The organism is Amycolatopsis sp. NPDC006131 (assembly GCF_040614175.1).
GTDB lineage: Bacteria > Actinomycetota > Actinomycetes > Mycobacteriales > Pseudonocardiaceae > Amycolatopsis_E > Amycolatopsis_E tucumanensis.
Genome location: NZ_JBEXTX010000043.1, coordinates 17,927 through 42,666, shown reverse-complemented (window position 1 = coordinate 42,666; position 24,740 = coordinate 17,927). Strand labels below are relative to the sequence as shown.

28 protein-coding genes and 1 tRNA gene are annotated in these 24,740 nt (G+C 70.8%); 20 read left to right on the top strand and 9 right to left on the bottom strand.

All coding sequences use genetic code 11. The annotated features are described in order from the left end of the window. Together ABZ215_RS22340 and ABZ215_RS22335 are read right to left on the bottom strand one after the other, a co-directional pair. Complete coding sequence (locus tag ABZ215_RS22340) at positions 1–99, bottom strand: hypothetical protein (protein WP_354951274.1); 99 nt, start codon at positions 97–99, stop codon at positions 1–3. A gap of 76 nt (positions 100–175) precedes the next feature. After that, positions 176–718 (bottom strand): hypothetical protein, encoded by a 543-nt coding sequence (locus tag ABZ215_RS22335; protein WP_354951272.1) that lies wholly within the window; start codon positions 716–718, stop codon positions 176–178. Between the two features lie 323 nt (positions 719–1,041). On the opposite strand from ABZ215_RS22335, the gene ABZ215_RS22330 reads away from it, so the two are divergent. After that, on the top strand, positions 1,042–1,947 hold the full coding sequence (locus tag ABZ215_RS22330) for an NADP-dependent oxidoreductase (RefSeq protein ID WP_354951270.1): 906 nt from the start codon (positions 1,042–1,044) through the stop codon (positions 1,945–1,947). Between the two features lie 18 nt (positions 1,948–1,965). Next, complete coding sequence (locus ABZ215_RS22325) at positions 1,966–2,148, top strand: hypothetical protein (protein WP_354951268.1); 183 nt, start codon at positions 1,966–1,968, stop codon at positions 2,146–2,148. Here ABZ215_RS22325 and ABZ215_RS22320 read toward each other — a convergent pair. Continuing rightward, positions 2,145–2,546, bottom strand: a complete 402-nt coding sequence (locus ABZ215_RS22320; RefSeq protein WP_354951266.1) for a VOC family protein — start codon at positions 2,544–2,546, stop codon at positions 2,145–2,147. The genes ABZ215_RS22325 and ABZ215_RS22320 overlap by 4 nt on opposite strands. Positions 2,547–2,601: 55 nt before the next feature. After that, positions 2,602–3,054 carry a DUF1801 domain-containing protein gene (locus tag ABZ215_RS22315; RefSeq protein WP_354951264.1) on the bottom strand — a complete coding sequence of 151 codons (453 nt, stop codon included), beginning with the start codon at positions 3,052–3,054 and terminating at the stop codon, positions 2,602–2,604. A gap of 106 nt (positions 3,055–3,160) precedes the next feature. Between ABZ215_RS22315 and ABZ215_RS22310 the strand changes: the two genes are divergently transcribed. Continuing rightward, positions 3,161–3,769 carry a TetR/AcrR family transcriptional regulator gene (locus ABZ215_RS22310; protein ID WP_354951262.1) on the top strand — a complete coding sequence of 203 codons (609 nt, stop codon included), beginning with the start codon at positions 3,161–3,163 and terminating at the stop codon, positions 3,767–3,769. Between the two features lie 359 nt (positions 3,770–4,128). Here ABZ215_RS22310 and ABZ215_RS22305 read toward each other — a convergent pair. After that, positions 4,129–4,201: transfer RNA gene (locus ABZ215_RS22305), tRNA-Arg, on the bottom strand. A gap of 189 nt (positions 4,202–4,390) precedes the next feature. Here ABZ215_RS22305 and ABZ215_RS22300 point away from each other — a divergent pair. Then, positions 4,391–5,308, top strand: coding sequence for a cation diffusion facilitator family transporter (locus ABZ215_RS22300; RefSeq protein ID WP_354951260.1), 918 nt, complete (start codon positions 4,391–4,393; stop codon positions 5,306–5,308). Positions 5,309–5,685: 377 nt separating this feature from the next. On the opposite strand, the gene ABZ215_RS22295 is transcribed toward ABZ215_RS22300, so the two are convergent. Together ABZ215_RS22295 and ABZ215_RS22290 are read right to left on the bottom strand one after the other, a co-directional pair. Continuing rightward, positions 5,686–6,393: a DUF305 domain-containing protein gene (locus tag ABZ215_RS22295; protein ID WP_237339549.1), complete on the bottom strand. Its 708-nt coding sequence runs from the start codon at positions 6,391–6,393 to the stop codon at positions 5,686–5,688. 5 nt (positions 6,394–6,398) lie between these two features. After that, positions 6,399–7,193, bottom strand: a complete 795-nt coding sequence (locus tag ABZ215_RS22290) for a DUF3105 domain-containing protein (RefSeq protein ID WP_354951258.1) — start codon at positions 7,191–7,193, stop codon at positions 6,399–6,401. Positions 7,194–7,295: 102 nt separating this feature from the next. Between ABZ215_RS22290 and argS the strand changes: the two genes are divergently transcribed. The 6 genes from argS (at position 7,296) to rho (ending at position 15,982) form a co-directional block, all read left to right on the top strand. Further along, complete coding sequence (gene argS / locus ABZ215_RS22285; RefSeq protein ID WP_237339550.1) at positions 7,296–8,951, top strand: arginine--tRNA ligase; 1,656 nt, start codon at positions 7,296–7,298, stop codon at positions 8,949–8,951. Positions 8,952–8,957: 6 nt separating this feature from the next. Next, positions 8,958–10,394, top strand: a complete 1,437-nt coding sequence (lysA, locus tag ABZ215_RS22280; RefSeq protein WP_020417774.1) for a diaminopimelate decarboxylase — start codon at positions 8,958–8,960, stop codon at positions 10,392–10,394. A 5-nt stretch (positions 10,395–10,399) separates the two neighbouring features. Then, a complete protein-coding gene (locus tag ABZ215_RS22275; protein WP_020417775.1) occupies positions 10,400–11,707 on the top strand; it encodes a homoserine dehydrogenase in 1,308 nt (435 codons plus the stop codon). After that, positions 11,704–12,768, top strand: coding sequence for a threonine synthase (thrC, locus tag ABZ215_RS22270; RefSeq protein WP_123683642.1), 1,065 nt, complete (start codon positions 11,704–11,706; stop codon positions 12,766–12,768). The genes ABZ215_RS22275 and thrC overlap by 4 nt, the downstream gene beginning before the upstream one ends. Further along, positions 12,765–13,646: a homoserine kinase gene (gene thrB, locus ABZ215_RS22265; RefSeq protein WP_237339551.1), complete on the top strand. Its 882-nt coding sequence runs from the start codon at positions 12,765–12,767 to the stop codon at positions 13,644–13,646. The genes thrC and thrB overlap by 4 nt, the downstream gene beginning before the upstream one ends. Positions 13,647–14,038: 392 nt before the next feature. Further along, a complete protein-coding gene (rho, locus tag ABZ215_RS22260) occupies positions 14,039–15,982 on the top strand; it encodes a transcription termination factor Rho (RefSeq protein WP_354951256.1) in 1,944 nt (647 codons plus the stop codon). 63 nt (positions 15,983–16,045) lie between these two features. Here rho and ABZ215_RS22255 read toward each other — a convergent pair whose 3' ends face one another. Beyond that, entirely contained in the window at positions 16,046–16,546 is a 501-nt protein-coding gene (locus tag ABZ215_RS22255; RefSeq protein WP_354710390.1) for a CHAP domain-containing protein, read from the bottom strand. A gap of 220 nt (positions 16,547–16,766) precedes the next feature. Between ABZ215_RS22255 and rpmE the strand changes: the two genes are divergently transcribed. Together rpmE and prfA are read left to right on the top strand one after the other, a co-directional pair. Continuing rightward, entirely contained in the window at positions 16,767–16,997 is a 231-nt protein-coding gene (rpmE, locus tag ABZ215_RS22250) for a 50S ribosomal protein L31 (RefSeq protein ID WP_017987296.1), read from the top strand. 82 nt (positions 16,998–17,079) lie between these two features. Then, on the top strand, positions 17,080–18,159 hold the full coding sequence (gene prfA, locus ABZ215_RS22245; protein WP_020417780.1) for a peptide chain release factor 1: 1,080 nt from the start codon (positions 17,080–17,082) through the stop codon (positions 18,157–18,159). Positions 18,160–18,162: 3 nt separating this feature from the next. Here prfA and ABZ215_RS22240 read toward each other — a convergent pair whose 3' ends face one another. Then, positions 18,163–18,924: an alpha/beta fold hydrolase gene (locus tag ABZ215_RS22240; RefSeq protein ID WP_354951253.1), complete on the bottom strand. Its 762-nt coding sequence runs from the start codon at positions 18,922–18,924 to the stop codon at positions 18,163–18,165. Between the two features lie 59 nt (positions 18,925–18,983). Here ABZ215_RS22240 and ABZ215_RS22235 point away from each other — a divergent pair, with 59 nt between their 5' ends. The 8 genes from ABZ215_RS22235 (at position 18,984) to ABZ215_RS22200 (ending at position 24,734) form a co-directional block, all read left to right on the top strand. Further along, positions 18,984–19,331: a MerR family transcriptional regulator gene (locus ABZ215_RS22235; RefSeq protein ID WP_020417782.1), complete on the top strand. Its 348-nt coding sequence runs from the start codon at positions 18,984–18,986 to the stop codon at positions 19,329–19,331. A gap of 22 nt (positions 19,332–19,353) precedes the next feature. Then, positions 19,354–20,217 carry a peptide chain release factor N(5)-glutamine methyltransferase gene (prmC, locus tag ABZ215_RS22230; protein ID WP_020417783.1) on the top strand — a complete coding sequence of 288 codons (864 nt, stop codon included), beginning with the start codon at positions 19,354–19,356 and terminating at the stop codon, positions 20,215–20,217. 220 nt (positions 20,218–20,437) lie between these two features. Further along, a complete protein-coding gene (locus tag ABZ215_RS22225) occupies positions 20,438–21,088 on the top strand; it encodes an L-threonylcarbamoyladenylate synthase (protein ID WP_354951251.1) in 651 nt (216 codons plus the stop codon). Continuing rightward, positions 21,088–22,248 carry an MraY family glycosyltransferase gene (locus ABZ215_RS22220; protein ID WP_020417785.1) on the top strand — a complete coding sequence of 387 codons (1,161 nt, stop codon included), beginning with the start codon at positions 21,088–21,090 and terminating at the stop codon, positions 22,246–22,248. Before ABZ215_RS22225 ends, ABZ215_RS22220 begins: the two co-directional genes overlap by 1 nt. Then, the gene (locus tag ABZ215_RS22215; protein ID WP_020417786.1) at positions 22,245–22,676 is read left to right on the top strand and encodes a hypothetical protein; all 432 of its coding nucleotides are present in this window, start codon (positions 22,245–22,247) and stop codon (positions 22,674–22,676) included. The genes ABZ215_RS22220 and ABZ215_RS22215 overlap by 4 nt, the downstream gene beginning before the upstream one ends. Before the next feature lie 370 nt (positions 22,677–23,046). Then, entirely contained in the window at positions 23,047–23,829 is a 783-nt protein-coding gene (atpB, locus tag ABZ215_RS22210) for a F0F1 ATP synthase subunit A (protein ID WP_027935824.1), read from the top strand. Positions 23,830–23,892: 63 nt separating this feature from the next. Further along, positions 23,893–24,150 carry a F0F1 ATP synthase subunit C gene (locus ABZ215_RS22205; protein ID WP_020417788.1) on the top strand — a complete coding sequence of 86 codons (258 nt, stop codon included), beginning with the start codon at positions 23,893–23,895 and terminating at the stop codon, positions 24,148–24,150. Positions 24,151–24,179: 29 nt separating this feature from the next. Then, positions 24,180–24,734, top strand: coding sequence for a F0F1 ATP synthase subunit B (locus tag ABZ215_RS22200; RefSeq protein ID WP_017987306.1), 555 nt, complete (start codon positions 24,180–24,182; stop codon positions 24,732–24,734). Positions 24,735–24,740: the final 6 nt, after the last annotated feature.

Genomic DNA, 24,740 nt, shown 5'->3' with positions numbered 1-24,740 from the left:
TCAGCCGAGCCGCCGTGCCACGGCGACCACGTGCTGCTTCGTCCGCTCCGACACCCGGCCGGAATCACGCAGCGCGTCTGAGGCGGTCGTCCTGGACACCCCGGGCGGCCTTCGCCACGGCGATCAGCGTGACGGGCTCATCCTTGCGAACCCGACGACGATATCCGTGCGCTGATCAGGGCTGCGGCGGGTAGGGGCCGGTGTTCAGGTCGATCTCGCTCTGCTCGCGGTCGGACAGCGACGCCTCCCGGTCCTCCCGTGACGCGGACCGGTCTTCCCGCGCGGACCTGCGGTCCCGCGCGGCCTGCTGCCGGGAAGTTCTCGCCATGCCGTGGTCGTTCGCCGTCCGGTTGAGGTATTCCCGGAGGGCGTAGCGGTCCTCGGCCGCGGCGGCACGGTCGTCGGCCGCCGCCAGCCGGTCCGACTCGGCGTCCGCCATGAACGCGGCCACCGCATCCGGATCGTCCGCCGCCAGTTCCTTCTCCCGGCGGGTCGCATCGGCTTCGCGCTGCAGGGCCACGCGCTCCCGGGCCTCGGCGTCGCGGAGGGCCTTCGAAATCGTGTGCCGTTCGTGCCGGTCCTGGGTCTCGCCCACGTCCGCCAGCCCGTCCCGCTCGACGGCCGCCCTGTCCCGGCGGTCGGCCGCCCGGTCGCGGGCGTCGGCCAGGTCGTCGCGCTCGTTGGCCGCGCGGTTCCGGTCCTCGGCTCCCTCCGTCATCTCCCCATGTTCACACGTCAGCGCGCCGGGCGCTGCCACTCCTCGCAAGACTCGTGACTCTATTTTCAGCCGTTTCGCTTCGTCGCGGTGACGGGCGGCTGTCGCTCGCTCACCGGCTGCCTGGTCGCAGGTCGCGTTGGCGTGCAGCCGCGCGGCGGTGGCCGTGATGGTGATCTCGGTGCTGGTGCAGCACGCCCGGGCGGCGCCGGTCAAGACGGGGTCGTCCGGCCGTTCGGTGGCCATGTACGGGTGTGCCCGCGCACGAACCGGCGAAACTCGCCTGCGGTGGAATATCCCGTCGCGGGCCCGCCGTTGCGCCGGACATGAAGGCAATCGCACTGCAGGAGTACGGTTCGGCGGACGACCTCCGGCTGGCCGAGCTCCCGGATCCCAAGGTCGGTCCGGGGGAGGTCCTGGTCAGGGTCAAGGCTGCCGGTGTCAACCCGGTCGACTGGAAGCTCGCCGCGGGCGGGCTGGACGGCCTGATGGAGGTCCGATTCCCGCTCGTGCCCGGCTGGGACGTGGCCGGGGTGGTCGAGAAGGTGGGATTCGACTCCGGGGAGTTCGCCGTCGGCGACGAGGTTTTCGGCTACGTCCGCAAGGACTGGGTGCAGCAGGGCGCCTACGCCGAGCTGGTGACCGCGAACGTGCGGATGCTCGCGAAGAAGCCGCGTTCGCTGGACTTCGCGCAGGCGGCCGGCGTGCCGCTGGCGGGGCAGACGGCGTACCGCTCGCTGAAGCGCGTCGGGCTGCGGGCCGGTGAGACGGTGCTGATCCACGCCGCGGCCGGTGGCGTCGGGTCGTTCGGCACGCAGATCGCGGTCGCGCTCGGCGCGCGGGTGATCGGCACGGCGAGCGAGCGCAACCACGACTACCTGCGTGAGCTGGGCGCGGAGCCGGTCACCTACGGCGAGGGCCTGGCGGACCGGCTGCGTGAACTGGGCCCGATCGACGCCGCGGTGGACTTCGTGGGCGGCGACGCGGTGGAGGTGTCCCGCGAGTTCGTGAGCCCGGACCGGATCGCGTCGATCGCCAACCCGGAGGTCGGCGCGCACGGCTACGTGTGGGTCCGCCCGGACGGCGCCGAACTGACCGAGCTGGCGAGCCTGGCGGACGAGGGCAAGCTGACGGTGCACGTCGAGCGGACGTTCCCGCTCGCCGAGGCCGCCGACGCGTGGCGCCTGAGCCAGCAGGGCCGCACGCGCGGGAAGATCGTGCTGACGGTCTAGCCGTAGGGATCATCGACGTTGTCGATCGAGGCGAAGACCTCCGTGTCGGGTGCTGCCACCTGCGCCGACTTCTTCCGCCGCGCCGCCGCCCACGGCATTCCCGCCATCCTCGAACGACCGCACGGCAGCACTGCCCACACCGCCCTCAACGGCCAACCACCCATCACCGGCGTCAGCAACCTCGCGGGGCAAAACGGCTAGCCGACGAAGATGCAGAACGGGTGCCCGGCCGGATCGGCGTAGACGTACAACGGTTCGTCGGGGTCGTCGCTGCGGTCGCGGAGCAGCCGGGCGCCGAGGCGAAGGGCCCGCTCGTGCTGGGCTTCCAGTTCGGCTTTGGTGGGCACGGTGAGGTCGAGGTGCAGCTGCTGCGGCACGGGGCCGTCCGGCCACGTCGCCGTCGGCAGGGTGTCGACTTGCTGGAAGGCCAGCTGGGGGCGGCCGTCCGGCGTGCGGAGCACGAGCCAGTCGGCGTCGCCGTCCTCGTCGCCCGGCCGGTACACGAGCCCGAGCAGCTCGCGGTAGAACTCCGCGAGCCGCCGGGTGTCGGTGCAGTCGAGGACGACCTGGCAGAACATCGGCAGGGTCATGCCGATCATCCTGCCGCAGCCCGTCCGCCGCGGCAGGACAACGTGATCCGGCCCGGCTCGCCGGTCAGCTCACCGCGCGCTCGACCAGCGCCGCGATCTTCTCCTCCACCTCGGAAGTGACACCGGTCAGGGCGAAACCGGTCGGCCACATCGGACCGTCGTCGAGCGACGCCTGGTCGCTGAACCCGAGCGTGGCGTAACGCGCCTTGAACTTCTCCGCGCTCTGGAAGAAGCACACGACCTTGCCGTCCAGAGCGTAGGCGGGCATGCCGTACCACAGCTTTGGTTCGAGGACCGGCGCGGCGGCCCGGACCACGGCGTGGACGCGCTCGGCCATCGCTCTGTCCGACGGCGCCATCGCGGCGATCTTCGCGAGCACGTCCTGCTCGGCCTGCGCCGCCTTGTCCGCCCGGGAGCCGCGACGGGCCGCGGCCTTCAGCTCCTTCGCGTGGTCCCGCATCGCGGCCCGTTCTTCGGCGCTGAAGCCCTCGTGCTTCGTGCCCGCACTGCTGCCCATGGTGACCTCCTTCAGGTTATCGGCACGCACCGTGCCGTTGCGCCTCATGATGCAGCGAGCCTGTCTGGCTGTCAACGGCACGCAGCGTGCCGATAGGATGCGGGACATGACCGACCAGCCTCGGCGCCGCGGCGCCGCCCGGACGGACGAACTGCTGCAGGTGACGCTCGACCTGGCCACGGAGGTCGGGTACGCGGGCCTCAACATCGAGGCGGTCGCGCGCCGGGCCGGCGTCGGGAAGCACACGATCTACCGGCGCTGGCCGTCGATGGCCGCGCTGCTGCTGGACGCGCTCAGTCGCGTGTGGACGACCGACCTGGACTACCACGACACCGGCGACGTCCGGGCCGACCTGCGTGAGCAGTTCCTGCGGTCCGCGCCCGCGCTCTCCCAGCCGCCGATCGGGCCGGTCTACCGCGCGGTGATCGCCGAAGCCCAGTCCGACGCCGCGTTGCGGGAGACCCTGCACGAGCGGTTCCTGGCGACCGTCGAACAGAGCACCTTCGAGCGGATCACGCGAGCCCAGCGTGCCGGCGAACTGGTCGCCGACGCGGATCTGCGCTTCCCGGCAGAGGTTCTCTGCGGCACCCTCTACTACCGCTGGTTGCTGTCCACGAAGCCGATCGACGAGGAGGCCGTGAACAGCCTGGTCGACATGTTCATGGCCGCCTACGGCGCAGGTTCACGCGTCTCCGGCGGACCGGCGACCCGGTGATCGGGGCGATCGCCCGAGGGGACTTGTCGGCACGGTGCCGAGCGCTCGGCGACGAGCGCATCCGTATAGACGCTCTTGCTTGAACGCTTCGGCTACGGCCCCGACGGGCGCCTGGTCGTCGACGAGCGCGGACCGCTCGCGCGGCGGCCCTGCGACTTCCGCCACGCCGCGGTGAGCACCTGGCTGGGGCGGGGTTCCGCGGCCACGGCGGCGCAGTGGGCGGGGCAGTCGGTCTCCGTGCAGCGTGCCCACAGATTGCGCACAGATCCCCGATCTTGATCGGGGTCCGCCGGTGAACATGAATCGGCCCCTACCGCGTTCTCGCTGGTAGGGGCCGGTTTTGTGTGTTGGAACCTGGGTGCCCTCGGCAGGATTCGAACCTGCGACACCTGCCTCCGGAGGGCAGTGCTCTATCCCCTGAGCTACGAGGGCCCATCGCTGGGCGACGTGACACAGCCTAGCGCACCCGTGTTTCCACCTTGTGAGCGGCTACCCCTTCGGAGGGGGCGGCGCGGCCGCCGCTCGGTTAGGCTGCGCGAAGAAGGCAAGCCTTACCTGCCATTGCATACATGCGCATATCACTATATATTCCGGGTGCGGGACAGAGGAGGACACCAGCGCATGGGACACGGCCACGGACACGGGCACCAGCCGCCCGGTAGCGCGTCCGCCCGCTATCTGCCACGGCTCGCCGCGGCGCTCGGGATCGGCCTCGCCTTCCTGTTGCTCGAAGTCGTCGTCGGGGCGGTCACCGGGTCGCTCGCGTTGATCTCCGACGCCGGGCACATGCTCACCGACGTCCTCGGGCAGGCGATGGCCCTCACGGCGATCGTCCTGGCGCGGCGGTCCGGGCCGACCTACCGGCGCACCTTCGGGCTCTACCGGGCCGAGGTGCTCGCCGCGCTGGCCAACGCCGTCCTGCTTTTCGGGGTGGCAGGTTACGTGATCTTCGAGGCCGTCGAGCGGCTCGCGAACCCGCCGGAGGTGCCCGGCCTGCCCGTGCTGCTCGTGGCGGTCGCCGGGCTCGCCGCGAACCTCGTCGCCTTCGCCCTGCTCCGCGACGGCTCCAAGGAGAGCCTCAACCTGCGCGGCGCGTACCTGGAGGTGCTCGCCGACCTGATCGGGTCGGTCGGCGTCCTCGTCAGCGGCGTGATCACCCTGACCACCGGCTGGCGCTACGCCGACGCCCTCATCGGTGTCGCGATCGGACTGTTCGTGCTGCCGCGCACCTTCACCCTCGCCCGGCGGGCGCTGCGCATCCTGTTCCAGCACGCCCCCGCCGAGGTGGACGTCGAACGCATCAGCGCGGACCTCGCCGAGCTCGCCGGCGTGTGCGACGTGCACGACCTGCACGTGTGGACGCTCACCTCGGGCATGGAGGTCGCCTCCGCGCACCTCACCCTGGAACGCACCGCGCAGCCGGCCGAGGTGCTCGCCGCCGCGCAGACGCTCCTCAAGGACCAGTACTCGATCGAGCACGCCACGCTGCAGTGCGAACCACGCGAATCGGCGGCGCGCTGCCAGGAACTCAGCTGGTGACCACGGCTGGGCTTGCTCCGCTCTGCACCCTCAATCCGCCGTAGCAGCCGCCGGGTCTCCGTCTATCCACCAAGCCGGAGGCCACCCGGGCAGGGGAGGGGCACCGAAAGCCGCGACTTTCCACTCCTCGCCGATCTTGTGCATCAGCAGATCCATCGAAACCGGCAGCACGGAGGGGGTGCACCAAGTACCCGTCCGAGTGCGTGCCGAGTGGTGCCATGCGGACGAGTTCATCTTCGACGGCGAGAAATCGCAGTTTCTTCATGCCAGTTCGATTCGCTGATAAGCCACGCTTCGGCATACCGCCGGCCATAGCGGACTGGTGAGAACGGACAGGACGGTAAGGAGCAGGCCCACCAGGCCCCCGAAACAGGGCGTCAGGGGAAGGGCAGCGGCTGCGCGCCCCGCGCGGTGAGCATGTTCCGCATCACCGTCATCTCCGCCCCCTGCGAGGTCAGGATGCTCTGCGTCAGCGCCTTCACCGCGGACACCGACGTGTGATCGTGCGCGTACTGCGCCATCTCGGTGCCGCCCTGGTGGTGCCTCAGCATCAGCTGCAGGAAGTACACGTCCAGCTCGGTGCCGGACAGCGAGCGCAGCTTCGCCAGCTCGTCGTTGGTCGCCATGCCCGGCATCGGCGCGCCCGCGGCCGCCGCGGCCGACGACGACGGCGCCATCGCCATGTGGTCGTGCCCGGCGTCGGCCGTCATCCACGTCATGTACTCGCCCGTGGCCTGCTCGGGCTGGCCCCACAGCATGAGCCAGCCCTTCATCCGGCCGACCTGCTCGCGCTGCGTGGACTCGATGTCGAACGCCAGCTGCTTCAGCTGCGGATCGCTCGTGTGGTCGCGTTCCCAGCTGGCCATCGTCACGGCCTGCAGGTGGTGCACCGACATGTCCTGCGCGAACCCGACCTCGACCGAACCCTCCGCGGGCGTGGCGGAGGTCCCCGGGCCCTTCGCCAGAGACGTCAGGAACATCCCGAGCACCGCGCCGACCAGCAGCACCACGACCACCGTCGCGCCGATGACGACCGGCCGGGGGCCCGGCCGGTCCGCCACCGGGGCGTCTTCTTCGTCCGCCATCAGGATCAGGACGTCGGCATCGTGCTGGTGTCCTGCTGCGTGCCTGCGGAACCCTGGTAGTCCATCGGCTTCGCGTCCGGGCCCGGCGGCGTCGGGTCGAACGGCGGCGGGTTGTCCGGGTCGAAGGCGCCCGCGCCGAGGGCGTCGCACGAGGCACCGACCTCCGGGTAGGTGTTCTGGTTGGTCCGCAGCGCGGTGATGAACTGGTCGATCCGCTCGTCGGTGGCCGAGTCGAGCTTCAGCTGGTGGCCCCACGACTGCAGCGAGATCGGCTTGTCCAGCCCGGGGTAGGGCGACATCATCGTGTACGGCTTGCCCTCGACCTTGGACTTGAGCGTGTTCAGCGCGTCACCGGTCACCTGGTCGGGGTTGTAGGCGATCCACACGGCCCCGTGCTCGAGCGAGTGCACCATGTTCTCCGTGCGCACCGCGACGGGGTAGACGACGCCGTTGCACGCCGCCCAGTAGCCGTCGTGCGGGCCGCCGTAGGGCGGCGAGTGGTCGTAGGCCACCCGCTCGGTCGGCAGGATGTGCACGCTGGCCTGGTACTGGCCGGTGACGATGCCGGGGATGGTCAGCGACGGGTCCGGGTTGTCCGCGGTGGGCGCCCAGCTGGCCAGCGCGCGCTTGGGCGCCGACTGGACGAGGTAGTAGGTGACCACCACGGCGGCGAGCGCGACCACCGCGACCACCGAGATGATCGTGCCCCAGGGCACACCCTTCTTGGACACCACCGAGCCGCGGGCCGCCTTCACGCTGCCCTTCTTCGGTGCGCCCTTCTTCTTAGTGCCGCTGGCCATGGCTCCCGCGTCTCCCGTCAAGTGGATATACCCGGGTAGAGTTTAGGGACCCCGTGTTCGGTCCCTGTCAACGGCCGAGGTCGCGGCCCTTACACTCGGCTGGTGACTCCCGAGGCCCTAGCTGACCTGGTCCGTACGTCCGCCGCGCAGGTGCTCACCGCCCGTGGCGCCGACCCCGCCGTGTTGCCCGCCACGGTGACCGTCGAGCGCCCGCGCAACCCGGAACACGGAGACTACGCCACCAACATCGCGCTGCAGGTGGCGAAGAAGGCCGGCCTGGCCCCGCGCGACTTCGCCCAGGAGCTGGCCGACGCGCTCGCCGCCACGGACGGCATCGACTCGGCCGAGATCGCCGGCCCCGGGTTCGTGAACCTCCGGCTGGCCGCCGACGCCCAGGGCGAGCAGATCCGCCAGGTCCTCACCCTCGGCGACGCCTACGGCCACGGCACCGCGCTGGCCGGCCGCAAGATCAACCTCGAGTTCGTGTCGGCGAACCCGACCGGCCCGATCCACCTCGGCGGCACCCGCTGGGCCGCGGTGGGCGACGCGCTGGGCCGCGTCCTGCAGGCGCAGGGCGCCGACGTCACCCGCGAGTACTACTTCAACGACGCCGGCGCGCAGATCGACCGGTTCGTCCGGTCCCTGATCGCCGCCGCGAAGGGCGACCCCGCGCCGGAGGACGGCTACGCGGGCGCCTACATCAGCGACATCGCCGCCGAGGTCCTGCGCCAGGAGCCGAGCGCGCTGTCGCTGCCGGAGGACGAGCGCAACGAGACGTTCCGCCGCATCGGCGTCGACCTGATGTTCGGCGAGATCAAGAAGAGCCTGCACGAGTTCGGCACCGACTTCGACGTCTACTTCCACGAGGACTCGCTGCACCAGTCCGGCGCGGTGGAGAAGGCCGTCGAGAGCCTCAAGGAGAACGGCAGCCTCTACCACGCCGACGGCGCCTGGTGGCTGCGCTCCACCGAGTTCGGCGACGACAAGGACCGCGTGGTCATCAAGAGCGACGGCGCGCCCGCCTACATCGCCGGTGACATCGCCTACCTGCAGGACAAGATCGGCCGCGGCTTCGACCTGTGCATCTACATGCTCGGCGCCGACCACCACGGCTACATCGCGCGGCTCAAGGCCGCCGCGGCGGCGATGGGCCACGACCCGTCCGTGGTCGAGGTGCTCATCGGCCAGCTGGTGAACCTGGTCAGCGAGGGCAAGCCGGTCCGGATGAGCAAGCGCGCCGGCACGGTGATCACGCTGGAGGACCTCGTCGAGGCGGTCGGGGTGGACGCGGCGCGCTACGAGCTGAACCGGTACTCGGTGGACTCCAGCATCGACATCGACCTCGACCTGCTGCGCAAGCACAGCGACGAGAACCCGGTCTACTACGTGCAGTACGCGCACGCCCGGCTCGCCTCGCTGCAGCGCAACGCCGCCGACCTCGGACTGAAGTTCGACAACGACGCCGACTTCGGGCTGCTCACCCTCGACCGCGAGGGTGACCTCATCCGCACGATCGGGGAGTTCCCGACGATCGTGCAGCGCGCCGCCGAACTGCGTGAACCGCACCGCGTGGCGCGTTACCTGGAAAGCCTCGCCGGCGCGTTCCACAAGTTCTACGCCGTCGCGCAGGTCCTGCCCAAGGGCGACGAGGAAGCCACCCCGCTCACCTTCGCCCGCCTCGCCCTGTGCGAGGCGGCGCGCCAGGTGTTCGCGAACGGCCTCGCCCTGCTCGGTGTCTCAGCTCCGGAACGGATGTAATCCCCCATGGCTCACCCCGCCGGCCCGCGGCACGCGGAGGTCTACCCGCACGCCGACACCTCCGGTTTCCCCCCGTCCAGTTCCGAAGAGCTCGACCGGCTCTACCCGAAGGTCTGGCCCCGCAACTCCTACCGCGCCCCAGACGGCGTGGTGCGGATCGCGGGCGTCGACGTGCGGCAGCTGGCCGAGACCTACGGCACGCCGTTGTTCGTCGTCGACGAGGCCGACTTCAAGTCGCGCTGCGCCGAGTACGCCGAGGCGTTCGACGACCCGTCGCTGGTGCACTACGCGGCCAAGGCGTTCCTGTGCACCGAGGTGGCCCGCTGGGTCGCCGCGCAGGGCCTGAGCCTGGACGTCGCCAGCGGCGGCGAGCTCGCGGTCGCGCTGCGCGCCGGCTTCCCGCCGGAGCGGATCACCTTCCACGGCAACAACAAGTCGGTCGCCGAGCTGGAGACCGCGGTCGGCGCCGGGGTCGGCACGGTCGTGCTGGACTCCTACTACGAGATCGCGCGGCTGGCCGACGTGGCGGCGCGGCTCGACGTCGAGCAGAAGGTGCTGATCCGCGTCACGGTCGGCGTCGAGGCGCACACGCACGAGTTCATCGCGACCGCCCACGAGGACCAGAAGTTCGGTTTCTCCCTGGCCGCCGGCGACGCCGCGGAGGCGGTGCGCCGGGTGCTCAACGCGCCGTCGCTGCGCCTGGTCGGCCTGCACAGCCACATCGGGTCGCAGATCTTCGACGCCGACGGCTTCGAGGTCGCCGCGCGCCGGGTCATCGGGCTGATGGCCGAGCTGGTCAAGGAGCACGGCGAGCAGCTGCTGGAGCAGCTGTCGCTGGTGGACCTCGGCGGCGGTTTCGGCATCGCCTACACCGACAAGGACAACCCGCCGCCGCCTGCCCAGATGATCACGCAGATCCGCGAGATCGTCCGCAAGGAGTGCGAGTTCGCCGGGCTGCCGGTGCCGCGCATCGCGGGCGAGCCCGGCCGCGCCATCGCCGGCCCGGGCACCGTCACGCTGTACGAGGTGGGCACCATCAAGGACGTGTCGCTGGGGGACAACGAGTCCCGGCGCTACGTCAGCGTGGACGGCGGGATGAGCGACAACATCCGCACGCCGCTCTACGACGCGGTGTACGACGTCCGCCTGGTGTCGCGCGCGAGCGACGACGGAACGAGCGAGCAGGTCGGCGCGGCGCTGAGCCGCGTGGTGGGCAAGCACTGCGAGTCCGGCGACATCGTCGTGCGGGACTGCTGGCTGCCGGACACCCTCGCCCCCGGCGACCTGCTCGCCGTCGCGGCGACCGGCGCGTACTGCTACTCCATGGCCAGCAACTACAACCGGCAGCCGCGCCCCGCGGTCGTCGCGGTCCGCAACGGCAGCGCCCGGCTGCTCCTGCGCCGCGAGACGATCGACGACATGCTGCAGCTGGAGGTGTCGTGACTGCAATGTCCACTGTAGACGGCAAGACGGTGCGCGTCGCGCTGCTGGGCTGCGGCACGGTCGGCGCCGAGGTCGCGCGGCTGCTCACCGAGCAGGCCGACGAGCTCGCCGCCCGCGCCGGCGCCCCGGTCGAGCTGGCCGGCATCGCGGTACGCCGCCCGGACAAGCACCCCGAGCTGCCGCAGCACCTGCTGACCAACGACGCCGCCGCGCTCGTGGAGTCCGATGTGGACGTCGTGGTCGAGCTGATCGGCGGCGTCGACCCGGTGCGCGAGTGGCTGCTCACCGCGCTGCGCAAGGGGAAGTCGGTCGTCACGGCGAACAAGGCGCTGCTGGCCGAGTACTCCGCGGAGCTGTTCGAGGCGGCCGACTCCAGCGGAGCCGACCTCTACTTCGAGGCGGCGGTGGCCGGTGCGATCCCGCTGCTGCGCCCGCTGCGCGAGTCGCTGGCCGGCGACCGCATCACCAAGGTGATGGGCATCGTCAACGGCACCACCAACTTCATCCTGTCCGCGATGGACTCCACGGGCGCCGGCTACGCCGAGACCCTGGACGAGGCCAGCCGCCTCGGCTACGCGGAGGCGGACCCGACGGCGGACGTGGACGGCTACGACGCCGCGTCCAAGGCGGCCATCCTCGCCTCGCTGGCGTTCCACACCCGCGTCACCGCGTCCGACGTGCACCGCGAGGGCATCTCGAACGTGTCAGCTTCGGACATCGCGGCGGCGAAGGCGCTGGGCCGCACGGTGAAGCTGCTCTCGATCTGCGAGCGCGTCGAGGGCGAGGACGGCACGGAGTCGGTCTCCGCTCGCGTGCACCCGGTGATGCTCCCGCGCACCCACCCGCTGGCGAACGTCGGCGGCGCGTTCAACGCCGTTTTCGTCGAGGCGGACGCGGCGGGCAGCCTGATGTTCTACGGCCAGGGCGCCGGTGGCGCGCCGACGGCCAGCGCGGTGCTCGGCGACCTGGTCGCGGTGGCCCGCAACCGGGTGGTCGGCGGCCGCGGCCCGCGCGAGTCGGCGCACGCCCAGCTGCCGGTGCGGCCGATGGGCCAGACCCCGACCCGCTACCACGTCAGCCTCGACGTGGCCGACAAGCCGGGTGTGCTCGCGCAGGTCGCGCAGGTGTTCGCGGCCCACGAGGTGAGCATCGCCGCGGTCCGGCAGCGTGACCGGCACGACACGGCCAGCCTCGTCATCGTGACGCACCTCGCACCGGACGCGGCGCTCGAGGCCACCGTCGAGGCCATCGGGAAAATGGACGTCGTCAACGAGGTCGTGAGCGTGATGCGGGTGGAAGGCGAGGATTCATGACTGCGAAGGCCGGCTGGCCCGGGATCATCGAGGCGTACGCCGACCGGGTACCGGTTCCGGCCGGGGCGGAGGTCATCACCCTCGGCGAGGGCAACACGCCGCTGATGCCCGCCCCGCACCTGTCCGAGCTGACCGGCTCGACCGTCTACCTCAAGGTCGAGGGCGCCAACCCGACCGGGTCGTTCAAGGACCGCGGCATGACCGTGGCGATCACCCACGCGAAGGCCAGCGGCCTGCAGGCGGTCATCTGCGCCTCGACCGGCAACACGTCGGCCTCGGCCGCGGCCTACGCCGCGCGCGCCGGACTGACCTGCGCTGTGCTCATCCCGCAGGGCAAGATCGCGATGGGCAAGCTCGCGCAGGCGATCCTGCACGGCGCGCGGATCCTGCAGATCGACGGCAACTTCGACGACTGCCTCGAACTCGCCCGCAAGACCGCGATCGACCACCCGGTCACGCTGGTCAACTCGGTCAACCCGGTGCGACTGATCGGCCAGAAGACCGCGGCGTGGGAGATCTGCGACGTCCTCGGCCAGGCGCCGGACATCCACTGCCTGCCGGTCGGCAACGCGGGCAACATCACCGCCTACTGGGCCGGGTACTCCGAGTACGCCGCGGACGGTGTGGTGAAGAACACCCCGCGCATGTTCGGGTTCCAGGCGGCCGGCGCGGCCCCGCTGGTCAAGGGTGAGCCGGTCGCCGAGCCGGAGACGATCGCGACCGCGATCCGCGTCGGCAGCCCGGCCTCCTGGGAGGGCGCCGTGAAGGCGAAGAACGCCTCCGGCGGCCTGTTCGAGGCGGTCACCGACGAGAAGATCCTCGCCGCGTACCGCCTGCTGGCCAGCAAGGAGGGCGTGTTCGTGGAGCCGGCGTCGGCGACCAGCGTCGCGGGCCTGCTCGCCACCGCCGCCGACGGGCGCCTGCCCAAGGGCTCGACGGTCGTGTGCACCGTCACCGGACACGGCCTCAAGGACCCGGGCACCGCGCTGGAGGGCAACGTCGAGGTCGAGCCGCTGGCGGTGGACCCGCGGGCCGTGGCCGCCGCGCTGGAGCTGACGTGACCGCTCTGAAGGTGACCGTCCCGGCGTCGAGCGCGAATCTCGGCCCGGGCTTCGACGCGCTCGGGCTGGCGCTCGCGCTGCACGACGTCGTCGAGGTGCAAGTCACCGACGCCGGTCTCAAGGTCGAGGTGTTCGACGCCGGGGCCGGCGGGGTCGAGGATGTGCCCACCGACGAGACGCACCTGGTGGTGCGGGCGCTGCGGCGCGCGTGCGAGCACCTCGGCGTCACGCCGCCGGGGCTGCACCTGCGGTGCTTCAACAAGATCCCGCACGCGCGGGGGCTCGGTTCGTCGGCCGCCGCGGTGGTCTCCGGGATCGCCGCCGGGTACGCCCTCGCGGAGCGGCCGCTGGACGGCGACGCGGTCCAGCTGGCCGCCGAGTTCGAGGGGCACGCGGACAACGCCGCCGCCAGTCTGCTGGGCGGGTTCGTCCTGGCGTGGTGTGAGAAGGGCCGCTTTCACGCGGAACGGCTGACGCCGCACCCGTCGATCCGCCCGGTGGTGGCGGTGCCGTCGGTGAAGTCGTCCACCGAGGCGACGCGCGGGCTGCTGCCGGAGAAGGTGCCGCACTCCGACGCCGCGTTCTCGGCCGGCCGCGCGGCGCTCGCCGTGCACGCCTTGACCAGCGATCCGTCGCTGCTGCTGCCCGCGACCGAAGACCGCCTGCACCAGGACTACCGCGCCCCCGCCTACCCGGCGACCGGGCGCCTGGTGCACGACCTGCGTGCCGCCGGAGTCGCGGCGACGGTGTCCGGCGCGGGTCCGACCGTGCTGGCACTCACGGTCGACGGAATAATTCCGGCGCCGGTGGACGTTGCAGGATTCGAAGTCATCGAGCTGCCGGTCGACCAGACCGGGGTTCAGGTCACGAGCCGGTAGATTCCGTGCGGAGATTCGCGGCACGCCGGGGGGTGGTTGTTGCACCTCGTGCCCGGTCGGTCTACCCTCGGGGGCGTTCGATCACCGCGCGCAATCCGCACCCGGTGTCGGTCCCGGGGGTTTCGTCCCGGATCGCATTCTCTCGTTGAGTCGATAATTCCGCATAGCTGGTGCAGGGATTGACCTAGGCGGGTTTCCGGTAGCCACGGTGACACGAATTCGGCGCGTTCCACCTGGAGCACGCGAGAACCCCGTGTGGCGGCTCCGCCGCTGTGACCTGCGTGTCCCGGCCGGGGAAGCCACACCGGGCAGGAGCAGACCGCCTCGCGATCGGACGCGGGCGGTAGTCCGCTGATCCACCTGGAGGCGTGGATCGGTCAGGAAGGACATGTGTGAGCAACACCGATCTTTTGAGCGGCGACGTGGCGACCGCCGCGACGAACGCTGAGCCAGGGGAGAGCAACGGCACGGCCGCGCCGAAGCGCCGCAGCGGTGGCCTGTCCGGCATGGTGATCGCCGACCTGCGGGAACTCGCCACCCAGCTGGGCATCGGCGACACCAAGGGGATGCGCAAGGGCGACCTGATCGCCGCGATCCGCGAGCGCCAGGGCAAGGCCCCGCGCAAGCGCGCCGCCGACGAGACCCTGCCCCTCGACGGCATCGCCGCGAAGGTGGAGGCTCCGGCGCCCGCCAAGACCGCCGAGAAGGCGCCCCGGCAGGCCGCGGCCCCGGCCGACAACCCCGCCCCGGTGGTGGAGAAGGCCGAGAAGCCGGCCCAGGTCGAGAAGCCCGTGAACGGCGCCGACGCGCCCCAGCAGGGTGAGGACGCTCCTCGTCGCGAGGGCGGCGCCCGCCGTCGCCGCGGCGCGAACCGCGCCGCCGGCAGCCCGGACAACCGCGGTGGCGGTGACCAGCGCGGCGGCGACCAGCGCGAGCAGCGCGGTGGGGACCAGCGCGAGCAGCGCGGTGGCGACCAGGCCCAGCAGGGCGGTGGCGACCAGCGCAAGCAGAACAACCGCGACTCCGGCTCCGGTGGCGGCCAGTCCAAGCAGAACGCGGGCGGCGGCCAGAACTCCGGTGGCGGCCAGAACAACGCGGACGACGACGAAGGCGGCCGTCGCGGCCGCCGGTTCCGGGACCGCCGCCGCCGCGGCAACCGCGGCGAGGGCGGCACGGACACCGAGATCCGCGAGGACGACGTCCTGCTGCCGGTCGCCGGCATCCTCGACGTCCTGGACAACTACGCGTTCGTGCGCACCTCGGGCTACCTGCCCGGGCCGAACGACGTGTACGTGTCGCTGTCGCTGGTCCGCAAGCACGGCCTGCGCCGCGGTGACGCGATCACCGGTGTCGTCAAGCAGCCGCGCGAGGGCGAGCAGCAGCGCCAGAAGTTCAACCCGCTGGTGCGCGTCGACAGCGTCAACGGCCTGGACCCGGACGAGGCCAAGCGCCGCCCCGAGTTCACCAAGCTGACGCCGCTCTACCCGAACGAGCGGTTGCGCCTGGAGACCGAGCCGCACAAGCTGACCACCCGCGTGATCGACCTGGTCATGCCGGTCGGCAAGGGGCAGCGCGCCCTGATCGTGTCGCCGCCGAAGGCGGGCAAGACCACGATCATGCAGGACATCGCGAACGCGATCACCACGAACAACCCCGAGTGCCACCTGATGGTCGTCCTCGTCGACGAGCGTCCGGAAGAGGTCACCGACATGCAGCGGTCGGTGAAGGGCGAGGTCATCGCCTCGACCTTCGACCGCCCGCCGTCAGACCACACCTCGGTCGCCGAGCTGTCCATCGAGCGGGCCAAGCGGCTCGTGGAGATGGGCATGGACGTGGTGGTCCTGCTCGACTCGATCACCCGCCTCGGCCGCGCCTACAACCTGGCGGCCCCGGCGTCCGGCCGGATCCTCTCCGGTGGTGTCGACTCGACCGCGCTGTTCCCGCCGAAGCGCTTCCTCGGCGCGGCGCGCAACATCGAGAACGGCGGCTCGCTGACGATCTTCGCCACGGCGATGGTCGAGACCGGGTCGACCGGTGACACGGTGATCTTCGAGGAGTTCAAGGGCACCGGCAACGCCGAGCTCAAGCTCGACCGCAAGATCGCCGAGCGGCGCGTCTTCCCGGCGGTGGACGTCAACCCGTCCGGCACCCGCAAGGAGGAGCTGCTGCTCTCGCCGGACGAGCTGGCGGTCACGCACAAGCTGCACCGGGTCCTGCACGCGCTGGACTCGCAGCAGGCCATCGATCTGCTGCTGTCCCGCCTGCGCAAGACGAAGACCAACATCGAGTTCCTGATGCAGGTCAGCAAGACGGCGCTCGCCTCGGACGACGACTAGTCGTTCGTAGCACGCGAAACGGCCACCCTCCCCCAGGAAGGGTGGCCGTTTTCGTTGTGGTTCCTACTGGTGGGGGACAGCGGCCGGGGTCCAGCCGCGGTAGTTGCTGTAGTAGCTGTAGCCGCCCTGGGCCTTGGTGACGTGCCCGATCTTGCCGCCGACGCTGGTCGCGTAGAACCCGCCGGCGCCGTCGGAGATGCCGACGTGCCCGTAGTTGCTGATGTTCCAGTACACGAACGCGCCCAGTGGCGGGTTGCGGTCACCGGCGTGCTTGGGGCTGGCGCCGAACCAGTGCGCGTTGGCCGAGGCCCACACCCCGGTGGTGCCGTAGGCGTTCTCCACGGCCTTCTCGCACAGGCCCTGGTAGGCGGTGCTGCCGATGCGGGCCTTGAACCACGCGACGGCGCCCGCCGGCGTGCCGTCGCCTGCGGCGAGGATCGAGACGTCGCTGTTCGGGGCGACGGTGGCGAGGGTGGCGGCCTGGCTCGTGGCCGGCACGAGGGCGAGTGCCGTGGCGGCGAGCGCGGCGACGGCGGCGGACTTGGCGGTGCGCGAAAGTGACATCGGCTCCTCCTCACCCGGCGGGTCCGGGTCTCGGCCAGGAGCCTCGCGTGCGCCCGTACAAAACCCGTACACGTCCCGTACCCGGAATATGCGTCGCCCGGGGGGCGTTGACCTGCATGTCAGCGCGTCTGGCAGAATCAATCCGCTAACGTCCGGCTCCGGTTCACCCCACGTGTCGAAGAACGCCGCGGGGACCCGGCGGCCACCGAGAGAGGACTCCATGAAGAGCGGTATCCACCCCGAGTACGTGCCCACCACCGTCACGTGTGGTTGCGGCAACACCTTCACGACCCGCAGCACCAAGACCTCCGGCGCCATCACGGTCGAAATCTGCTCGAACTGCCACCCCTTCTACACCGGCAAGCAGAAGATCATGGACACCGGTGGCCGGGTCGCGCGCTTCGAGGCGCGCTACGGCAAGCGGGCCGGCAAGAAGGCCGACGCCAAGTAGCTCCACCGCCGGCGCCCACTCCCGACCATCGGGGGTGGGCGCCGCTTTTGTGTCCTGAGGCCATCAAGAGGAAGGTTCGGTCGTGGATTCGTCTTCCCTGCACGGGCTGCTCGCCGAGTACGCCGATCTGGAAAAGCAGCTGGCGGACCCGGCCGTGCACGCCGACCAGGGCCGGGCGCGCAAGCTCGGCCGCCGCTACGCCGAGCTGAGCCCGATCGTCAAGGTCATCAACGAGCTGGACCAGGCGCGGGACGACCTGGGCACCGCGCGTGAGCTGGCCGACGAGGACGCGGGCTTCGCGGCCGAGGCCGAGGAGATCGCGGCCCGCATCCCGCAGCTGGAGTCCCGGCTGACGGAGCTGCTGCTGCCGCGCGACCCGTACGACGGCTCGGACGTCCTGATGGAGATCAAGTCCGGTGAGGGCGGCGAGGAGTCGGCCCTGTTCGCCGGCGACCTGCTGCGCATGTACCTGCGCTACGCCGAGCGGCACGGTTGGAAGGCCGAGGTGCTCGACGCGGTGCACTCCGACCTCGGCGGCTACAAGGACGTCACCGTCGCGGTAAAAGGAAAGGGCGCCGTGACTTCAGCCGCCGACGGCGTGTGGGCGCGGCTGAAGTTCGAGGGCGGCGTGCACCGCGTGCAGCGCGTGCCTGCGACCGAGTCGCAGGGCCGCATCCACACCTCCGCCGCGGGCGTCCTGATCTACCCGGAGCCGGAGGAGGTCGAGGTCGAGATCGACCCGAACGACCTGCGGATCGACGTGTTCCGGTCGTCCGGCCCCGGCGGGCAGAGCGTCAACACCACCGACTCGGCCGTGCGCGTGACGCACCTGCCCACCGGGATCGTGGTGTCCTGCCAGAACGAGAAGTCGCAGATCCAGAACCGGGCCCGCGCCATCCAGGTGCTGCAGGCGCGGCTGCAGGCGATGGCGGAGGAAGAGGCCGCCGCCAAGGCCGCCGACGCGCGGAAGTCGCAGGTCCGGACGGTCGACCGCTCCGAGCGGGTGCGCACCTACAACTTCCCGGAGAACCGCATCTCGGACCACCGGGTGAACTACAAGGCGTACAACCTGGACCAGGTCCTGGACGGCGACCTGGACGCCGTGCTCGACGCCCTGGCCGCCGCCGACCGCGAGGAGCGCCTGGCCACCGCGGGCCAGTGACGCCTACCGGTCCAGGAAGTCCCTGATCCGGGCGAGCCACTCGTCGCGGGCCTCGGCCTGCATCGAGTGGCCGCTCGCGATCTCCACGTACTCCGCGCCCGGGATCCCGTCGGCCAGCTCGCGCTGCACGCCGATCGGCACCAGCACGTCCTGCCGCGTGCCGATGACCAGCGTCGGCACGCTGATCCGGCCCAGCTCCGGGCGGGTGTCCACCGACGCCACCAGGTCCACGTGCTCCGGCGTGCCCTCGGGGACGGCCAGCCCGGCCAGCGCGGCTTCGAGTTCCTGCGGCGACAGCGCGTTCAGGTACGCGGCGCCGACCCCCGCGAAGGTCACGTACTTCGCCAGCAGCTCCTTGTTCCCCAGGTCCAGCAGCTCCCGCCACACGTCGACGGCGAGCCGCATCTGGTTCGTCGGGTGGGCGAACCCGGCGGTCAGCACCAGGCCGGTCACCCGCTCCGGGTGCCGGGTGGCCGTGCGCACCGCGACCGCCGTCCCGAGCGAGTAGCCGAGGATCGTGAAGCGCTCCACGCCTGCGGACACGGCGGTCGCCACCAGGGAGTCGGCCAGCCCGTCCAGGGTCAGCGGCTCGTCGCTGCGTGGTGTCGCCCCGCTGCCGGGGTAGTCCGGGCCGACCACGGTGTGCGTGCCGGCGAGGTCGTCCAGGATCGGGCCGAAGTTCGCCTCGATGCCGCCGCCGGCGCCGTGGGCGAGCAGCAGGCCGGGGCCGGATCCGCGGACGACGTGCGAGAAATGTTCGGTCATGCGGCGACGTTAGGAACTGACACCGGTGTGAAGGTCAACTTTGGAGTGAGCGAGGTCGCATGCGGATCGGGGAGCTGTCCGCCCGGACCGGGGTCAGCCAGCGGTTGCTGCGGTACTACGAGGAGCAGGGGCTCCTGGTGCCGCGCCGGGACGCCAACGGTTACCGGGTCTATGACGACGACGCCGTGGTCACGGTCCGGCAGATCCGCGCGCTGCTGGCGGCCGGGCTGTCGACGTGCGTGATCGCGAAGCTGCTGCCGTGCGCGCGGGGGGAGAAGCCGGACCTGGAGCTGTGCCCGGAGGTGGTGCGCACGCTGCGTGAGCAGCTCGACGCACTGGACGAGCGCATCGACGGTCTCCGCCAGACGCGCGGGGCGCTCGCGGCATACGTCCCCGCGAGCGGATGACCGCTGTGGAAAAGTTGGGTGCGTGAAGCGGCAACCGTTGCGACTGGCGATCCTCGAGGCGATGCGCATCCTGGAAGAGGCGGGGGTGGCGTCTCCGCGCGCCGACGCCGAACTCATCGCCGCGCACGTGCTCGGCGTCGACCGCGGTCGCCTGCCGCTCGTGCCCCTCGTCGACCCGCCCGTGGTCGAGGCCATCGGCAAGCTGGTGGCGCAGCGCGCCAAGCGGGTGCCGCTGCAGCACCTGACCGGGTGGGCCGGGTTCGCCGGCATCACGCTGGACGTCGGGCCCGGCGTCTTCATCCCGCGGCCGGAGACGGAACTGCTGGTCGAGTGGGGGTTGCGGCTCATCCACGGCCGCGAGTACCCGGTGGTGGTCGACCTGTGCACCGGTTCGGGCGCGCTGGCGCTGGCGATCGCGCACGAGCGGCCGGACGCGGTGGTCTACGCCGTGGACATCGACCCGAACGCGCTCGCGTGGGCGCGCCACAACGCGGACAAGCAGGCCGCGGCGGGGGACACGCCGATCCGCCTGTACTCCGGCGACGTCGGGGACAGCACGATCTTCGCCGAGCTGGACGGCCTGGTGGACCTGGTGGTGTGCAACCCGCCGTACGTCCCGCCGGGCGGCGATCTGCCGCCCGAGGTGGTCGACTTCGACCCGCCGCAGGCGGTCTTCGCCCCGGACGGCGGCCTCGCGGTGGTCCGGCAGGCCGTGGCGACCGCCTGCCGGCTCCTCAAGCGCGGCGGCGGAGTGGCCATCGAACACGACGACACGCACGGCTCGGCCGCCCCGGCGCTGGTCGCGTCCCGCAAGGTGCTGACGGACGTCCAGGACCACCGCGACCTCGCCGGACGCCCCCGTTTCGTCACCGCCCTCCGCGGCTGACCCAACCACCGCCACCGCTCACCACCCCACCCACACCGCCACCCCAGCCACGCTCGCCTGCAGCAGCCAACACGCCACCCCGAGGGGCCAACACGCGCGTGACGGCGTCTTGGCCGGTGGGTGCGGTGAGCCGGCCGGTCGCGGGGGCGTGCCGCACGGGCGGTGCGGTGAGCGCCACCCGCAACCAAGCCGTTACCCGACCGGGAATAGTCTTCACCCCATGAGCGCGGTGTACGACTGCAGCCGTCCGGAGACGCGGGCCGAGGGGCTGGCCGCGGCGGCGAGCGCGGTCCGTTCGGGGCGGCTGGTCGTGCTGCCCACGGACACGGTCTACGGCATCGGGGCGGACGCCTTCGAGTCCGCCGCCGTGCGTGCGCTGCTCCGGGCGAAGAACCGCGGCCCGGACCTGCCGGTCGGCGTCCTCGTCGGCTCTTGGTCCACAGTGGACGGTCTGGTGCTCGGCGTTCCGCCGCAGGCGCGCGCCCTCATCGAGGCCTTCTGGCCCGGCGATCTGTCCATTGTGCTCCCGCACGCGCCGAGCCTGCGCTGGGACCTGGGCACCACCCGCGGCACCGTGATGCTCCGGATGCCGCTGCACCCGGTCGCGCTGGAGCTGCTCCGCGACGTCGGCCCGATGGCCGTCTCCAGCGCCAACGTCGCCGGGCGGTCCCCGGCGTCCAGCGCGCAGGAGGCGCGGGAGCAGCTCGGCGAGTCGGTCTCGGTCTACCTCGACGGCGGGCCCAGTGGGCAGCCGGTGCCCTCGTCGATCGTCGACCTGACCGGCGACGAGCCCGTGCTGCTGCGGGCGGGCGCGGTGAGCGCGGAAGCGGTGAGCGAGGTGCTCGGCGCACCGGTGAAGACCGCGGCCTGATGACCCCCGTAACCACCGCAGGCCTCCCGATCCGGGAGTACATCCTCGTCGGCCTCATCGCCGCGACCCTGACGTTCCTGCTCACCGGCGTCATCCGGCGCCTGGCGATCCGCCTCGGCGCCATCGCCAACCCGCGCGCCCGCGACGTGCACGTCATCCCGATCCCGCGCATGGGCGGCGTCGGCATGTACCTGGGCGTCGTCGGCGGCATGGCGATGGCCCACCAGCTGCCGGTGCTGCGCCGCGCGTTCGACTTCTCCCTCGACCCGGTCGGCGTGCTGATCGGCGGCGGCGTCATCGTGCTGATCGGCGCGCTGGACGACCGCTTCGAGATCGACGCCTGGACCAAGCTCGCAGGCCAGGTGATGTGCGCGGGCATCCTGGTCATCTTCGGCGTGCAGTGGAACGTCTTCTGGGTGCCGTGGGGCGGCAACGGCGACGCGCTCGGCTCGGTGGTCACCCTGGACAACAACCAGGGCGGGCTGCTGATGGTGCTGCTCGTCGTGCTGCTGGTGAACGCGCTGAACTTCGTCGACGGGCTGGACGGCCTCGCCGCCGGGCTCGGGTTCATCGCCGCGGCCGCCACCTGCGCGTTCTCGCTCGGCCTGCTCAACTCCCAGGGCGGCGACGTCGGCGTCTACCCGCCGGCGCTGATCGCCGCGACGCTGGCCGGCGCGTGCCTCGGCTTCCTGCCGCACAACTTCCAGCCCGCGAAGATCTTCATGGGCGACTCCGGCTCGATGATGATCGGCCTGATGCTGGCCGGCGCCACCACCTCGGCCTCCGGCAAGATCAACTACACCCGGTTCGGCGGCTCGGACGCGCTGGCGCTGCTGTCCCCGCTGCTGGTCGTCGTCGCGGTGCTGTTCCTGCCGGTCCTGGACCTGCTGATGGCGGTCGTCCGGCGCACGCGGCGCGGCGAGAGCCCGTTCGCGGCCGACAAGATGCACCTGCACCACCGCCTGCTGGAGATCGGCCACTCGCAGCGCCGCGCGGTGCTGCTGATCTACCTGTGGGCGGGCCTGCTCGGCTTCGGCGCGGTCTCGGTGACGCTGTTCGACACGACGGCGGTACTCTGGATCGTCGGCGCGGGACTCGTCCTCGCCGCGATCGTGTCCGTCATTCCGCGCCTGAGGTCGCGGAACCAGGGAGTGTCATGACCGACAACACCGAGAACCCGCACGCGCAGTCGGTGCTCAAGCTGGCCGACGCGATGCTGCGCTTCGCGCTGTGGCCGGGGCTGGCCACGGTCGTGATCGGCGTGGTCGTGTCGACGATCCTGTCCGGCGTGCCGGGCCTGCTGGGCTCGCTGGTAGGCGGCGCGATCGCGTTCGCGTCGTCCCTGGTCACGCTGTTCATGATGCGCAAGTCGGCCGCGCTGGACCCGTTCATGGTGATGGCGGTGGCGATCGGCGGCTACATCCTCAAGGTGCTGGTGCTGTTCGGCGTCATGACCGCCCTCAAGGGCGTCGACGCGTTCAACCGCTACGCGCTGGCGTTCACCACGCTGGCGGTGATCCTGGTCTGGGCCGCGGCGGAGTTCCTGGCCTTCCGCAAGACCAAGATCCCGACGATCATCCCGAGCTGACTTCCGCAGGTCAGCGCCGGATTCCGGCGGTACTCCGACGGGTGGGAACCCATTAAGGAGTACGCCCGTACGGTGTCGATTTACCGGCTGGTATCGTCCGCACTGTGGAGGTGGGGCCTTCGGGCCGCGCTCCCGATGCAGAACCCGACCGGCAACGTGGCGATCGAGACGGATGGCCCCTGAGCTGGCTCGGCCGATTCTGCCGTCGGAGATCGTAGTGCCGAAACCCCCAGGTGGCTGAAAGTACACGCGTTGTTCACTGAGGGGATCCGCCTCCAAGCACCCGAAACGTATCGGGTACGTTAAGTCCAGATCGTGACGATTCCCCCGGCGGAGTGAACGCCGGCCGGGAGAACCGGAAGGAGCCCAGTTGGGCGCGCTGGTATTGGCCGAGGGCGAAACGTTCGCGCCCCCGGGTGCCGGAGACTTCGACCTGCCGCCGATCTTCCTCGGCGTCACCAAGCCGATGATCCTGGTCGTGCTGTCGGTGATCATCATCGCGGCCTTCTTCCTGCTGACCTCGCGCAAGCTGAAGGTCGTGCCGGGCAAGGCGCAGTTCGCCGCCGAGTACGTCTACGACTTCGCGCGCAACGGCATCGCGCGTGAGCAGATCGGGTCGAAGGACTTCAAGCCGTTCATCCCGCTGGTGCTGACGCTGTTCAGCTTCGTGCTGATCAACAACCTGTTCGGGATCATCCCGATCTTCCAGTTCCCGACGTTCTCGCACATCGGTTTCCCGATCGCGCTGTCGCTGCTGGTGGTCTACCCGGTGTACCACTACGTCGGGTTCAAGCGGCACGGCTTCGTGGGCTACCTCAAGCACGCGACCGTCCCGCCGGGCGCGCCAGGCCCGATCTACATCCTGCTGACGCCGATCGAGTTCCTGCAGAAGTTCGTCCTCAACCCGCTCACCCTGGCGGTCCGGGTGTTCGCCGCGATGTTCGCAGGCCACCTGATCCTGCTGGTGTTCACGCTCGCGGGCGAGTTCCTGCTGCTCCACGCGGGCGGGGTCTTCAAGCCCATCTCGCTGGTCTCGTGGGCGTTCGCCATCCTGATGACCTTCGTGGAAGCGCTGATCCAGGTGATCCAGGCGTATGTGTTCGCCGTGCTGTCGGCGAACTACATCGGCGCCGCGCTCGCCGAAGACCACTAGAAGAAAACGAACCGAAAAGCCCCCGATCCGCGTGGTAGCGGACCGAGTGAAAGGGAAACGCAAGTGAGCAACATCGTTCTTGCCCAGGCCGCCGAGACCGCTGTCAACCTCAACCCGGGTCTCGCCGCCATCGGCTACGGTCTGGGCGCGATCGGCCCGGGCATCGGTGTGGGTCTGATCTGGGCCGCCGTCATCAACGGCACCGCCCGTCAGCCGGAGGCCCAGGGCAAGCTCATGGGTATCGCCTGGACCACCTTCGTGCTTACCGAGGTGCTCGCCCTGATCGGTCTGGTCGTCTACTTCATCGCCTCCGCCGCCTGAGTTAACCGCTCACCGCTGAAGGAGTCGTTGTGGTGAAGACCCAGATCGTGCTGGCCGCGGAAGAGGCGCCGAACCCGGTGCTGCCGCATCTCAGCGAGATCATTCTCGGCCTGGTGGCCTTCCTGATCCTGCTGTGGCTGCTCAAGAAGTTCGCCGTGCCGCGCTTCGAGAAGATGTACGAAGAGCGCACGGCGGCCATCGAGGGTGGCATCGCCAAGGCGGAGAAGGCACAGGCCGAAGCCGAAGAGGCGCTCGCGAAGTACCAGGCACAGCTCAAGGACGCCTACTCCGAGGCCGCCAAGATCCGTGACGACGCTCGCCTCGAGGCGGAGCGGATCAAGGAGGAGCTGCGGGCCGAGGCCCAGGACGAGGCCGCCCGGATCATCGCCCAGGGCCACGCCGCGCTGCAGGCCCAGAAGGCACAGATCGTCACGGAGCTGCGCAACGAGCTGGGCCGCAACTCGATCGAGCTGGCGAGCCGGATCGTCGGGGAGCACCTCGAGGACGAGGTCCGTCGCCGTGGCACGGTCGACCGGTTCCTCGCCGAGCTCGGCAGCAGCGCCGGTAACGGAGCAGGAAAGTAGTCCAGA

Coding starts and splice junctions, on each gene's coding strand:
- ABZ215_RS22335 (WP_354951272.1), bottom strand. CDS start 718: ATGACGGAGGGAGCCGAGGACCGGAACCGCGCGGCCAACGAGCGCGAC.
- ABZ215_RS22330 (WP_354951270.1), top strand. CDS start 1,042: ATGAAGGCAATCGCACTGCAGGAGTACGGTTCGGCGGACGACCTCCGG.
- ABZ215_RS22320 (WP_354951266.1), bottom strand. CDS start 2,546: ATGATCGGCATGACCCTGCCGATGTTCTGCCAGGTCGTCCTCGACTGC.
- ABZ215_RS22315 (WP_354951264.1), bottom strand. CDS start 3,054: ATGGGCAGCAGTGCGGGCACGAAGCACGAGGGCTTCAGCGCCGAAGAA.
- ABZ215_RS22310 (WP_354951262.1), top strand. CDS start 3,161: ATGACCGACCAGCCTCGGCGCCGCGGCGCCGCCCGGACGGACGAACTG.
- ABZ215_RS22300 (WP_354951260.1), top strand. CDS start 4,391: ATGGGACACGGCCACGGACACGGGCACCAGCCGCCCGGTAGCGCGTCC.
- ABZ215_RS22295 (WP_237339549.1), bottom strand. CDS start 6,393: ATGGCGGACGAAGAAGACGCCCCGGTGGCGGACCGGCCGGGCCCCCGG.
- ABZ215_RS22290 (WP_354951258.1), bottom strand. CDS start 7,193: ATGGCCAGCGGCACTAAGAAGAAGGGCGCACCGAAGAAGGGCAGCGTG.
- lysA (WP_020417774.1), top strand. CDS start 8,958: ATGGCTCACCCCGCCGGCCCGCGGCACGCGGAGGTCTACCCGCACGCC.
- ABZ215_RS22275 (WP_020417775.1), top strand. CDS start 10,400: ATGTCCACTGTAGACGGCAAGACGGTGCGCGTCGCGCTGCTGGGCTGC.
- thrC (WP_123683642.1), top strand. CDS start 11,704: ATGACTGCGAAGGCCGGCTGGCCCGGGATCATCGAGGCGTACGCCGAC.
- ABZ215_RS22255 (WP_354710390.1), bottom strand. CDS start 16,546: ATGTCACTTTCGCGCACCGCCAAGTCCGCCGCCGTCGCCGCGCTCGCC.
- rpmE (WP_017987296.1), top strand. CDS start 16,767: ATGAAGAGCGGTATCCACCCCGAGTACGTGCCCACCACCGTCACGTGT.
- ABZ215_RS22240 (WP_354951253.1), bottom strand. CDS start 18,924: ATGACCGAACATTTCTCGCACGTCGTCCGCGGATCCGGCCCCGGCCTG.
- ABZ215_RS22235 (WP_020417782.1), top strand. CDS start 18,984: ATGCGGATCGGGGAGCTGTCCGCCCGGACCGGGGTCAGCCAGCGGTTG.
- ABZ215_RS22225 (WP_354951251.1), top strand. CDS start 20,438: ATGAGCGCGGTGTACGACTGCAGCCGTCCGGAGACGCGGGCCGAGGGG.
- ABZ215_RS22220 (WP_020417785.1), top strand. CDS start 21,088: ATGACCCCCGTAACCACCGCAGGCCTCCCGATCCGGGAGTACATCCTC.
- ABZ215_RS22215 (WP_020417786.1), top strand. CDS start 22,245: ATGACCGACAACACCGAGAACCCGCACGCGCAGTCGGTGCTCAAGCTG.